The sequence below is a fragment of the Mycobacterium dioxanotrophicus genome (assembly GCF_002157835.1).
GTDB classification, from domain to species: domain Bacteria; phylum Actinomycetota; class Actinomycetes; order Mycobacteriales; family Mycobacteriaceae; genus Mycobacterium; species Mycobacterium dioxanotrophicus.
Map to the genome: position 1 here is coordinate 6,444,035 of NZ_CP020809.1, position 12,469 is coordinate 6,456,503.

The window sequence follows — 12,469 nt, forward strand, 5'->3', positions numbered from 1 at the left end:
TCAGGTCCAGAACCGTATCCCCGCGGTTCCTCAGGTTTCCTATCGCGGTCTGATGCTCTCCCGCGTATAGAACTCATAGCATCGCCGCAACCCGTCATCCAGGCTTACCTCAGGCCGCAACCCCGTGACGGCTTCCAACCGGACCGTCGAAGGGCACCGCCGAATATGGTCGTGAGGGCGCGCCTGCAGGTACACCGGCGCGAATCGCCGTCCGGCAATTTCGTGGAGCCGTTCCGCCACACACCTGATCTCGACTTCGTCGTCACTCCCGACATTCAGAACGGTGTTCTGGACCCGTTCGGTCGCCGCGAGCACAAACCGGACATGGTCACGCACATAGAGAAACGCCCGAGTCTGCGACCCGTCGCCGATAATCGTGAACTGCTCGTCGTGGACGAGTTTCCGGATGAACTCGGGTATCACTTGTCCGTAGCCGGACGTATCCATTCGTTCGCCATAGGTGTTGAAAAATCGCAGAATCAACCAATCGATTCCCTGGCTCTCTGCGTACAGGCGCGTGTAAAACTCCCCCATCGCCTTACCCGCGGCATACGAATCCCGATCGGCCATCGAACGCAGCACGATGTCGTGATCTTCTGGAGTCGGGAAAACACTCGCCTGCCCGTACACCTCCGACGAGGACGCGTAGATGAGCTTGCACACATCACGGCAGCCGGCCAGCACCTGGACCAGCCCTCGCGACGACTCGCTGTTGACGTGAAGGACCTCCAGCGGGCGCTCGTAAAAATATGCGGTGCCATTGATCGCCGCGTAGTGAAAAACGGTCGTGACGCCCATTTCACGGATGATCTGGCCGAGGTGATTGCGATCGGCCGCCGACAGCAGGTCGAGCTTCTCGAAACTGAAGCTGGGCGACTTCAGGCATGTCACGAGGTTCTCCATGTCCCCGCGGAACAGATTGTCGATTCCGACAACCTGCCAACCGTCTACGACCAGTTGATCGCAGAGGTGCGAGCCGAGAAAGCCGGCAGCACCGGTGACCAACGCGGATCGTTTCGCCATATCAATCGCCACCGCATGGATTCCGGAAACCAAGGCCGAAATAGCTCACGCCCTCGATGTCTACCGCCGGCCGCCAGATATTCCAGCAATCGTAGATCACAAGGCCGGGCTGGGCGTGGACCAGCAATTCTCCGAGACTGGTGCGATCTCCTAGGGCGGCGATTTCGGGCGCCCTGGCCGCGATCACAACAGCGTCGATGTCACGAAAGACCTCCGGCGACAACCGGTCGAATCTGTCCTCGACCGGGACGTTGAGCGATGGCGGCATCCGCGTGTAACTGTTGGCGCCGAGGTGGGAATCATAGATCCGCACCTTGGCATCGGGAAGGCGGCGGCGAATCACGTCGACGAGGTCGATTCCGAAAGAGAGACGATAATCGTCAACGTCGCTCTTGAAGCTCATACCCATCACGAGCACACGTGCGCCGTGGTGTCGTTTCAATTTCCCCAGGGTCCGCCGCAGCACGTCAGCGCAGTGGTCGGCAAGTGCGTCGTTCGCCTTCCGGCCGTAGTACCACAGCGATCCGAATCCGCGGCCACTGGCCGACGCCCCGAAGGATTCCTCCAGAATGTAGGGGTCCTTACCCAGGCAGTACCCCGACACCGGACCGGGCGCCGGTATGGCATTGCGCGGATAGTCCTGGTTGCAGCCGGTGATGACTTCCAGAGCGTCGATGCCGTTGCCCTCCGCCAGCAGCGCAAGATCGTTGGCGAACGCGAAAAGCGTACTGCGGAAAGAATTGTCGATCAGCTTGCAGGTCTCCGCTGTGCGTGGTTTCGACACTTTGATGAGGCGACCGCCGACGCGGCTGAACAGGCTGCTGGTACGTTCGTACGCCGCATCCGAATATGTCCCGATGATCTTGGGCAGTGTGCGTTCCTCGACGACAGCGTTCCCCTCGGCGAGTCGCTCAGGAACGTAGGCCAGGTGGAAGTCGATTCCTTCCGTCAGATCGTGTTTGAGTTCGATGTGCTCTCGGAGACGATCTGTTGTCCCGATTTCGACTGTCGGCCGCAGCACGATCGTCACTCCGGGACGCACGTCGGTGGACAAGATGCGGTCGACTATGCGCGACAGGGTCATGAATGCCTCGTGGGGCCCACTGGGATACGGGCCGCCGACGGTGATAACGATGAAGTCGGCCCGGCTGAGCACCGGTGACGCCTCACGGTCCGGCAGTGGATGGAACGCCGTACCGAGATGGCGGTCCAGGAGGTCCTGCAGTGATGGCTCGGTGAATGGGCAGACGCCCATCGCAAGCGACTCGATCCGCTGTTCATCAACATCGATGCCAAACACATCGAGGCCGGAATCGGCGGCAACAAGGGCCTGCGGCAACCCGACTCGACCCAAACCGAAGAATGCGCAGGTGTGGTCCATTGGGACTCCAGACTGGTGTGTGACGGGTTTTATGAACGGGTCGCGGATAATCCGCTGTGCATGTGACGGTCCGAACGGCGCCGCCCGAGTAGTGGTTCGACAAGATCCAGGTAAATGGCACGCTGAGCGTCCCACCGGTACGGAACACTGATTCGCCCGGCATGCTCGACAAAGTCCTTCGCCAGTGCCGGATTTCGCTCGACGTCCCTTATCGCACGAGCCAGATCGGCAGGGTCTCCCGATTCGAAATATTTGAAACATGTTGGCGGAAAATACGCTTCGACTGATCGGGTACGCGACATCAGAACGGGCACGCCCATCGCGATGAAGTCGTACATCTTGTGGCAGTGGGTGACGTCACGGAATGCGTCGCGTGTCATGGCGACCACACCGAAATCGGCATCGCTGATCGCCGTGAGGAGTTCGTGCATCGGGACGTAGCCGTGGAAGCTGACGCGATCCGCCAGATCCAGTTCGCCGACGAGGTTCTTCAAGTCGGGAACTGCGCTGCCCTCGCCGTACACGACGAAGCGAAGCCCCGGTATGTCGTCCTTGAGCAGGGCGAGTGCGCGGATGACGGTGTCATGACCGTATCGCGGCTCGATGGACCCGTGGCAGATCAGCGTGAAGCGGTCGTCGTCACGGCCCCGATGCGCGTACCTGCCGCCGTCGAACACCGACTCGTCGGAGGAATTGAGGACGATGCCGATTTTCCGGGATGGCGTGCCACGCCGGACGAATCCCTCCTTCTGCTGCTCGGTGCATGTGATCGCGACGTCGGAGAAACGGATGCTCAGCTGTTCGGCTCGTGCGATCGCGCGGCAGACGAACGATTCCAGCGGCACGTCGAATTTCGTCGCGAAGAATTCGGGCATCGTCTCGACCAGATCCAACACCACCCTGGCGCCGCACAACTTGGGGACCAGAGCGGCGAACACAAGCGTGTCCGGCGGCGAATTGACCTGCACGACTGCATATCTACGCAGGAGTTGCCGTGCGGAGATCAGCGCCGCAACCGCCACGAAGAAAGCGGCATACTCAACCAGATATGTCACCTTGCCTCGCCGGTGCCGACGCATCGGGAGCCGGCAGACCCGGACTCCGTTCGCTTGCTCGAACAACGGCTCGCCGGGCCGCCTCATACACAGTACGTCGACGTCGTGGCCCATCGACGCCAATGCCTTGGCCTGCCTCGTAACCCGGGGATCCAGGGGGTAATAGCCCTGTCGGATCATGCAAATCGTCGCCACGCGTCGCTCCCTGCACATCGCCGCCGCACCAGTTGCGTCGAGGTCTTCATCCACCGGATCGAGGTCGCCGCGCTCATCGGGCCCCATCACCTCGCAGCACCGCCGGCACGGTCCGCATCAGGATCGCGAAGTCACCGAACAGCGTCCGCTCACGGACGTAGCGCACGTCGAGCCGAAGCATGTCGAGAGTGCTCACGGTGCTGCGACCGCTGACCTGCCACAGCCCTGTCACGCCGGGGCGAACGTCGAACCGTTCGCCGAACTCGCCGGGAAACATCTCGGCTTCCCACTCCAGACATGGCCGCGGGCCCACCAACGTCATCTCTCCCCGCAGTACATTGACCAGCTGCGGCAGCTCATCGAGGCTCGTCCGACGCAAGAAAGAGCCGAATCGCGTGACGCGACTGTCGGCGTCGAGCTTCCAGCTCCCGCCACGCGAGACCTCGTCACCGCGCAACTCCCGGCAGACCAACTCGCGATGTGGGGTGTCATCGCAGCCGGCCTGCATCGTGCGGAACTTGTAGAAGCAGAACGTTTCTCGCGCGAGTCCCACTCGCGATTGCCGGAATATCGCCGGGCCGGGGCTGCTCAATCGGATGACGGCCCCGATGAACAGCAGCAGGGGCGACAGCGCCACGAGGACGGACCCCGCGATCAGCAGGTCCGCGCAGCGGCGCACCACCTGGTCGGGGCCGTTGTTCACAGCTTTAGCCGGTGCCGTCATCGGTCCTCACTTCAACTGCCTTGCCTGCAACGATTCCCAGCAGCACGAACACCAGGTCGCCGGGCCCGCGCAGGTAGAGATGCGAGTCCAGCAGCGACAGGACGATGATCATCCACCACGCCACGACGAGCGCGGATGCGCATGCAGCCACACCGTCGGTGCCGACGCTCAGCCTCCGGCCGATTCGGATGACGACCCTCGACAGCGCGATGAAACCGATCAACAGCGGCACGCCGCCGATCCAGAGGAACTGCAGATATCCCGATTCGAGATAGATGACCTTGCGCCAGGTGTCTGGAGGGACCTTCACCGAGTTCGGCGACACGCCGATGAGGAACCGCCCATTGTGGAGCAGATCGGGGAGATACAGGTGAACGACGTTGTCCCATCTCACACGCCAGCTGTGCGGAGGAAAACCACCGCCCTCGAACTTCTCCAGACGGCTGAGCAGGGCAGGCGCACCAACCACAATCGCGAGTACCAACAACGGCATGAGCCGCAGGACGAACACCGATGCTCTCGGAATGAGTCGGATGAGCATCACGCCGACGAAGAACGCGCCGATCAGGGTCGAGAACTGCCCGGCCGCCAGCATGCCTGCCACCAACAAAACCCCTGCCGCAACCGAACTCCGTCGGCCAACAAGACCTCGCACTCCCGCTGTGACGAGGACGATCAATCCGATCAGGACGTAGTCGCCCGTCGCGATGGGGTTCGACAGCGTCGTCGTCGCGCGGTCGACTTCCTCCGGCCAAGCGGGATACCACACGGCCAGAAACCCCGGGAGCGGTCCGAGTTTCATGCTCTGAATGACGGCGAGCACAGCAATGCCGAGTGCGCCTCCGACGATGAGGCGAATACACCAAAGCACCTGTGCCGGTGTACGTACCGTGTTGCGGACCAGCAGCAGCAGCCCGGCGAGCTTGCACATGGGCAGCACCGCGGCGATGTCCGTCGGTCCCGGGATGGTACCGCGCAACAACAGCGAGGCGATCGGCCAGACAGTGCTCAGCAGAGCGAACGCGGCGAGTGCCAGGTCGAGCGGACCGATCCGGAGTTGCATGGGTGCTCCCCGTATCACCCGGACATAAGCTCCGCCCAATGCTCCTGCGATGAGCAACACCAGAAATGCCTCGTTGGGTCGCAGCAGCGGGACGAACGCACCGCGGCCGATGCCCGCGATGAACGGCAGCGTCGCCAGGTACAGATACGTCGCCCAGATCGGCTGCCACGCAACGAGACCCAACACACCGATACCTGCCACAACGAGGATGGCGATCGGTCCGATCCCGGCCGCGACAAGACCTGCGCCTACCGCGCAACCGAGTGCGACGATCGAAATCCGGCGGGACCGGGTCCGATCGAGCACCGCTTGCGGAGGTTCGTGAACCACGACGTCAACGGTCATGCCGGCACCCCCCGTCGGCGGGTGACATATGCGTGCAGAGTGAAGGCGAACAACGCGAGCGCAACCGTCGAGCTGCCGCCGACGATGAGGACAAGTCCGATCCGGTTCACGTGGAGCATCTCCAGGACCAGCCTGCCGCCCGCAACCAGCGGCAGCATGACCATCGAGGAAAGCACCGCACCCCCGAGCCACTTCCAGTCGACGATCGGTGCTGGGCGCACCACCCGATGCAGCAGAACAATCACGCTCAGAGCCCCGACGGCGTCCCGCGCCAGAACTGCTGCGACCAGACCGAGAAGTCGGGTGGTGCCCGAGAGTTCGTTCAGTGCGAACAATCCGACGATCACCGTTGCACAGAGTTCCAGCAACGCCACGACGCGTGGGCCCCGCACATCGAGGCGTGCGAAAAGGCCCTGAAGTCCGATCTCGCGTAGTCCGGCGGCAACCTGGGCGACTGCGAGCACAACCAAGCAGCCTGCGAGCGATTCGATGAGCGCTCCCACCCTCAGGCGGCCGTTGGCAAGGATGTCGGCGATCGGCACCGCGAACGCCGCGAGGAAAATCAGCGGCGCCAGGCTCGCCGCAAATGCGTACGCGATACCTTCAGTGACCTTCTTGTTGAACATCTTTCGGTCTTCGCGGTCGGCCGCCTCCGAGAGTCCCGGCAGCACTGCGGTGGATACCGCCCGGGCCCCGAGCGCGACGGGGACCGTGTACACGGTGTAGGCGATCTGCAGTATGAGGACCCCGCCGGGCACGCTCCCGGCCAAGGCCAGTAAGCCGAAATAGGTGAGATACGGACACGCCGCCACCACGACGAGCTGCCGGATCCGGCGCGCGATGTCGGCTGTGGCCGGATCCGCCCAGCGTCGCAGGCAAGGCCGAATCGGAAGCCCGACCCGGGCAGCTCCCCACAGCTGCAATGCCATGTGGATGCCGACCGACGCTGTGCTGCCAACGCAGAGCAGGATCGACAACCCCAGGGGAGCGTCGTCCATCTCGATCCCGGTCGCGTACAGGACGCCGGCGGCACCGACCGTCGCCATTACGCCGAGGTTCTCGACCGCTGGGGCGGCGGCAGCGAGTGCGAAACTTCCCCGCGCCTGCTGCGCCGCCGCCCCGAGCGTCGCAATCATGTAGAACAGCACCTGCGGCGCGACGAAGACAAGCATCACCACCGTGAGGTGCGCCGCCCGGTCGCGAGTTGGGCCGTCCGCGATCCCGAAGGTCAGCAGGCGAGCGATCAGCGGCGCCGCCATGACCAGAAGCAAGGCGACACCGCCGGTCGCCGCGAGCAGCATTCCGGCGAGCCGGCCGAGAACGGCGGCGGCGCCGTGGATTCCGGCGGTGGTCACGATCCGGACCACCGCGGGTACTGCGACCGAGCTGAGCACGCTGCCCGCGATGGCCAGGTACGCCAGGTTCGGGATGGTGTTGGTTGCGACGAACGTGTTGGCAAGGAAGGTAGGACCCAGGACCGCGCCGATGACGATCACCCGGCCAACACCGGTCACCCGGCTGACCAGTGTCCAGCCGGCGACGGTCGCCGAGCTGCGCGCTGTGCTGGCCGGGACTACTGCCTCGCCGGCCGTCGACCGGTACATGTCAATTCACGACCGGGCCCTGCGACGGGCCACGATAAGGACAACGAAACCGGCGACCACAACCGCTGCGGCCGCTCCGGCGGCCGCAGCCAACAAGGGTCGGGGCCGCACCTGATCGGCCACCTGGTACGGCGCGGTCACCACCCGTGCCGGCGGCTCCGTCGCCGAGACCGGCCCGGACGACAGCTGGGCATGCAGCGAGTCCAGTTCGGTCTGCAGCACTTCCTGACGCTGGACGAGCGCGGTGCCGTCTTGCCCGCTCGCTGCCGTAACCTGCAGCTGTTTGTGCACATCGTCGAGTTGCGACTGCAGACTACGGATCTGGCTCTCCTGATAACTGCGCACCGGGTCTCGCCAACTCTTGTTCGCGAGCGCCAGATATCCGTCGATCACCCTCGTCAGCAGCATCTGGGCCCGTGCAGCATTTCGGTCACGAACCTCGACCTGGATGATCTCGCTGGAGTCGAGAATTTCCGCAGACACATTGCGGGCGAAATCCTCCGGTGTCATTCCGTTGGCAGACGCTATCGGCGCGAGTACGGCCCGGCTGTCGAGCAGAACCAATTGGGTTGTCAGCGTACGATCTTCGCGGAGCAGCTCGTTAGGGACGGAATTCGACAGGTTGTACTGTAGCTGTGCGCGGGCGGCGAACTGCTTTGGCAGAACCAGAGCTCCGATATATCCGGTACCCGCGCCGATGATGACGACCGAAACCAACAGCGCGATCAACTTCAGGTTGGAAGCGAACAGCGTCATGTTGCTCCGGTCGGCAATCTCCTTGGTGCCCTCGGCCTCCGCCGGGCTGTCGACCTTGGCTACCGGCAACGCGGTCGTTACGCCGGCACCGACATCCTGGTTCGCGATCCGGCGGTGCCTCGAATACGCCGCGGGATGCAAAGGACTACCGTTTCCATTGCTCGACACCCGGTTTCGAGTCTTTCCTGTCATGTCGGCACCTTCCACAACACTTCGCAGACCCGGTCCACCTGGGAATCGGTCATCACGGGAGACATGGGGAGCGACAGGATCTCGCCGGCCGCCTGCTCGGCAACGGGCAACGATTCGCCGAACTCGCCGTACGCAGGCTGACGGTGACACGGGATGGGATAGTGGATCCCCCAGCCGATCCGATGGCGGTCCAACTGAGCCGTTACCTCAGCACGCCGCCGCACGCGGACGACCGCGAGGTGATAGACCGATTCGGCATCTGGATGCGTTGCCACCGGTAGGCACCATGGCGGAAGTTGCCTTCGATACCTGTCCATCACGCGGCGCCGTGCGAAGTTCGCATTGTCCAGAACTGCAAGCTTGGCGGACAACATCGCCGCTTGTACCGTGTCCAGCCTGCTGTTGCGGCCGCGTTCCGCGTGACAGTAGCGGTCGGAGCGCGCTCGGCCATGGTCGGCGCGGCACCTGATGCGCGCGGCGAGTGCGGAGTCGTCGGTGACGACGGCTCCGCCGTCACCCAACGCACCGAGGTTCTTTCCCGGATAGAAGCTGAATGCTGCCGCGACACCGATGCCGCCGGCGCGACGTCCGCGTAACCGCGCCCCGTGTGCCTGCGCTGCGTCTTCGATCAGGACCAGGGCGTTGCGCCGAGCCACGCCGTAAAGTGCATCCAGGTCCGCCATTTGGCCGAACAGGTGCACCGCCAAGATCGCCGCGGTCGAGGGCCTGACCGCCGCCGCTGCCGCTCTGGGATCGATGAGCAGAGTGTCCGGCAACACGTCGACGAATCGGGGGCGCGCACCGACCGAGCACACGGCTTCCACTGATGCGACAAACGTATTCGCGGGCACGATCACCTCGTCCCCAGGGCCGATACCGAGACATTCGAGGATCAGTTCCAGCGCATCGGTTCCGCTCGCGACGCCGACACAATCCGTGGCTTCGCAGTATTCGGCAAAGCTGTCCTCGAACTGCCCAACCTCAGGACCGCCGACGAACCGCCCATGGTTGAGCACGCGCTTCCACGCCAGTTCGTAGTCAGACTGCAGTTCGCCGTTCACCGCGCACAAATCGAGGAAGGGGACGCCGAGTTCAAGGCTGGTCACAACGCCACCTCCGCGGTCGCTATCTCACCTTCGTCGGTCCGCTCAACCAACGCAGTCCCGCCGGACCGGCACGCCTCGTCAGTGGCCGCGAGGACCCGGACCACGGCCAGACCGGACTCGCCGGGAGTGTCCGGACGTCGTCCGGTCCGCACGCAATCAATGAAGTGACTGTCTTGCACCAGCAACGGCTCAACGAAATCGACTCTGCGGGAAGTGATATCGCCTGTCCGGTAGGCGACGTTCGCGGCATCGATCGCGCCACTGCCGCACAGCTCGGGGGTCGCGACGCCGACGTCGTAGATGCGAAGGCGTTCAGTATCGGAGAGGTCATTGCATACGGCCATCTTCCGATCACCGACTACCGTGATCCGACGCACTTTGTTCGGGTCGAGCCAGCTGACGTGGATGAACGCAGGCGCCGACCCCTCGCCGAAGTCGAGCCGCAGATACGCCACATCAGCGTGATGCCTGCCGACGTTGCGCTGCGCCCATACCGACACCTTTCGCGGGAACTCGCCGAGCAGGTAGGAGGCGATCGAAATATCGTGTGGCGCAAGATCCCAGATCACATTGCAGTCACCCTGATACCGCCCCAGGTTCAGCCGTGCGGTGTCGATGTACAGAACGCGGCCGAGCTCTCCCGAGCTGATCGTCTGCTTGAGCTTCTGGACCGCCGCGTTGTACTCGAACGTGTGCCCGACCATGAGGGTCAGCCCAGTGTCATTGGCCGCGTCAACCAGTGCCGCTGCGTCCCGGACCGAGGTAGCCAGTGGCTTTTCCACCAGGGCGTGCAACCCGGCTCGCAACGCCTGAAGACCGACCGGGCCATGAGCATGCGGCGGTGTGGCGATGACCACCGCGTCCAACACGTGGGCTACCTCGTCCAGACTCGATGCGCCCGCGACCATGGGGTATCGCTGCTGGGCCTCCCGAAGTGCGTCCGGACGATTCTCGATCACCGTCACGTGAAGGCCCGGAAGTCCGGCGAGAATACGAACGTGGTTGCGCCCCCAATAGCCATAGCCGATCACGCCGACCCGGACGTTGCGGTGCGGGAGGCCGACGTCCGGCCGTGCGGTGTCGGTGCGGCGGTGCGTTGCGGCAGCCCATTCCGAGCTGGGATGACTTTCCGCTGCGTGACCGCTGCGGACAAAGTCTGCCCGTGATACAGACGGGAGTTCAATGTTCCTGGGAGCGTGGGTATTCAACGGAAGAACACCACTCGCGACCGTCTTGGATGACCGGTGGGCGCCAAAAATGTGGAATCGCAATTGTCAACTCCGATTGGTACGGGCGGAGCCGTCGTCCCTCGCCGACGCCTGGACAGTCGAGCTTGGATGTGGGTTGCGTCTCGGTTACCGCTACGCTCCGACACCCTGCCTTGCATATTGACGCCGACGCACTCAGCCGACGCGATAGCGCAAACTCCCCTTAACGGTTCATCAGTCGCTGTCAGCGAACTCGCTATGCGAGCGAGCAAACGCTATCACCTAGAACAAGCGTTTTAGGCTACTTTTCTGACCCTAAATTGCGGCTCCTTGTGTTTGAAAGTACCTGGTCCTGGTATCGACCGTTCGGAACACGAAACCATGTCTTAAATACGGTGTTTGCACAGGATCCACACCGTAGTGCGGTCGTGCATGCGCGCACAAAGCTTCTTAATTTACGCACACAATAGTAATTCTGGCAAACTGCCGTGTGTCCCGGCCGGCCGCCCGTGACGCTGATGCCACGCTTGACGCGAATGACCCGCTGCCGCTTCGGAGCAAACGTCCCACGCAACGCACCACCATTGCCACAGCTGCCACTTCCGCCTCTCACGCTCAGCCGACAGTTTGGTCGAGTCGAACGCGAAAAGACGTTCAAGCCAAGCGTTTCCGCCCCTATGCGGGGTTTCCCGCCGCTTGCCTAGCTTCTCCCGCCTGCGGGCCGGGTCACCACGTGGGCAGCGAAAGTTGTTCACCCGTGTCCGAAGCCGGATTCCCCGCTCGACTACCACCGGGAAGCTCCGGCACCGGAAAACCAACGCCTTGGTGCAGCGGTCTACGCCGCCCGATCTACCGTAGTCCGATCAGCGCTTCGTGAGGCTGACGAGTTTGCTGGCGCCAAACGGCAGTGTTTTCCAGACACCTGAGCCAGCGGCGCTGAGCGGCGACGCAGGCACGAAATCGACTCCCGCGCGTGCGCGCCTACATGCGACGCGACAAGTCACCACCGTCGTACCGCTGCGGCGGCTGATGCGGAGCCACCGGCGCGGCAGGCGGCGGGGCGGCCGGAGCCTGGTGCGGTGCCACCGGAGCGGGCCCGGCGCTCGGCCGGTTCTCACTCGGCCCGGCGCCCGCGTTGTGCGGGGCGGTCGGAGCCTGGTGTGTCCGCTCGTTCAGCTGTGCCTCGCGGGCATCCTGGCCGGCCTGACGCTGGTCCTGCTGGACATCGCGTTCGTTCTGCCTGGTCTCCCGCTCATCCTGTTTGGCATCGCGCTCGTTGAGCTTGGCCTCGCGGTCGTTCAGAGGTTGGGGGCCGCCGGGACCACCTGGCGCGCCACCACCCGGCACGCCGTCTCCCGGAGCACCGGACCCGGAGCCACCGCCACCCTTGGCACCTTCCATGGCCTTCATCACGGGCTGCATCAGCTGGCCGAACTGACCGCCCATCCCGCCGGCGGCCTGAGCAGGCTGGCTGGCCATCTGGCCCATCTGGCCGAGTTGGCCCATCATCTGGCCCAGCTGTCCGACACCTTGCTGGCCGGACTGGTCGGCGTTCTCGTAGGCGCCCTGCGCGTCGGACAGTTTGCCGTTGAACATGTTCTCTTTGGCCGACAGCGCCGTGACGTTGGCGGTCAGTGAAGCCGCCAGGGTTGGCAACAGGCCGGCGATGGTCATGCTCATCGCATCGGCACCGGCCTGAATCGTCGGCATGTCCGGCAGCTCGACCGGAGCCGCGGTCCAGCCCAGAAACCCAGGGCTCGTAAACGGTGTGCTGCTCACCGGGCACCTCTTTCAGAGTTCATCGCACCTACACGCAT

Annotated in this window: 10 protein-coding genes; all 10 read right to left on the reverse strand. The window is 63.8% G+C overall.

Annotated elements, in window-relative coordinates:
- Nucleotides 1–39: 39 nt before the first annotated feature.
- Nucleotides 40–1,035 (reverse strand): NAD-dependent epimerase/dehydratase family protein, encoded by a 996-nt coding sequence (locus BTO20_RS31435; protein WP_157680372.1) that lies wholly within the window; start codon nucleotides 1,033–1,035, stop codon nucleotides 40–42.
- On the reverse strand, nucleotides 1,025–2,539 hold the full coding sequence (locus BTO20_RS31440; RefSeq protein WP_157680373.1) for a nucleotide sugar dehydrogenase: 1,515 nt from the start codon (nucleotides 2,537–2,539) through the stop codon (nucleotides 1,025–1,027). The genes BTO20_RS31435 and BTO20_RS31440 overlap by 11 nt, the downstream gene beginning before the upstream one ends.
- On the reverse strand, nucleotides 2,434–3,654 hold the full coding sequence (locus BTO20_RS31445; RefSeq protein WP_198344130.1) for a glycosyltransferase family 4 protein: 1,221 nt from the start codon (nucleotides 3,652–3,654) through the stop codon (nucleotides 2,434–2,436). Before BTO20_RS31445 ends, BTO20_RS31440 begins: the two co-directional genes overlap by 106 nt.
- A 73-nt stretch (nucleotides 3,655–3,727) precedes the next feature.
- On the reverse strand, nucleotides 3,728–4,378 hold the full coding sequence (locus BTO20_RS31450) for a sugar transferase (protein ID WP_087079761.1): 651 nt from the start codon (nucleotides 4,376–4,378) through the stop codon (nucleotides 3,728–3,730).
- On the reverse strand, nucleotides 4,362–5,786 hold the full coding sequence (locus tag BTO20_RS31455) for a hypothetical protein (protein ID WP_087079762.1): 1,425 nt from the start codon (nucleotides 5,784–5,786) through the stop codon (nucleotides 4,362–4,364). The genes BTO20_RS31450 and BTO20_RS31455 overlap by 17 nt, the downstream gene beginning before the upstream one ends.
- On the reverse strand, nucleotides 5,783–7,390 hold the full coding sequence (gene murJ, locus BTO20_RS31460) for a murein biosynthesis integral membrane protein MurJ (protein WP_087079763.1): 1,608 nt from the start codon (nucleotides 7,388–7,390) through the stop codon (nucleotides 5,783–5,785). The genes BTO20_RS31455 and murJ overlap by 4 nt, the downstream gene beginning before the upstream one ends.
- A gap of 6 nt (nucleotides 7,391–7,396) precedes the next feature.
- Nucleotides 7,397–8,287: a hypothetical protein gene (locus BTO20_RS31465; RefSeq protein WP_087079764.1), complete on the reverse strand. Its 891-nt coding sequence runs from the start codon at nucleotides 8,285–8,287 to the stop codon at nucleotides 7,397–7,399.
- A gap of 47 nt (nucleotides 8,288–8,334) precedes the next feature.
- Nucleotides 8,335–9,444, reverse strand: a complete 1,110-nt coding sequence (locus BTO20_RS31470) for a DegT/DnrJ/EryC1/StrS family aminotransferase (protein WP_087079765.1) — start codon at nucleotides 9,442–9,444, stop codon at nucleotides 8,335–8,337.
- A complete protein-coding gene (locus BTO20_RS31475; RefSeq protein ID WP_087079766.1) occupies nucleotides 9,441–10,475 on the reverse strand; it encodes a Gfo/Idh/MocA family protein in 1,035 nt (344 codons plus the stop codon). The genes BTO20_RS31470 and BTO20_RS31475 overlap by 4 nt, the downstream gene beginning before the upstream one ends.
- Nucleotides 10,476–11,633: 1,158 nt before the next feature.
- The gene (locus BTO20_RS31480) at nucleotides 11,634–12,431 is read right to left on the reverse strand and encodes a hypothetical protein (RefSeq protein ID WP_087079767.1); all 798 of its coding nucleotides are present in this window, start codon (nucleotides 12,429–12,431) and stop codon (nucleotides 11,634–11,636) included.
- Between the last annotated feature and the right edge of the window lie 38 nt (nucleotides 12,432–12,469).

Excerpts from the sequence above, each read along its gene's own strand:
- BTO20_RS31450 (WP_087079761.1), bottom strand. The coding sequence starts at position 4,378 with ATGACGGCACCGGCTAAAGCTGTGAACAACGGCCCCGACCAGGTGGTG.
- murJ (WP_087079763.1), bottom strand. The coding sequence starts at position 7,390 with ATGTACCGGTCGACGGCCGGCGAGGCAGTAGTCCCGGCCAGCACAGCG.
- BTO20_RS31455 (WP_087079762.1), bottom strand. The coding sequence starts at position 5,786 with ATGACCGTTGACGTCGTGGTTCACGAACCTCCGCAAGCGGTGCTCGAT.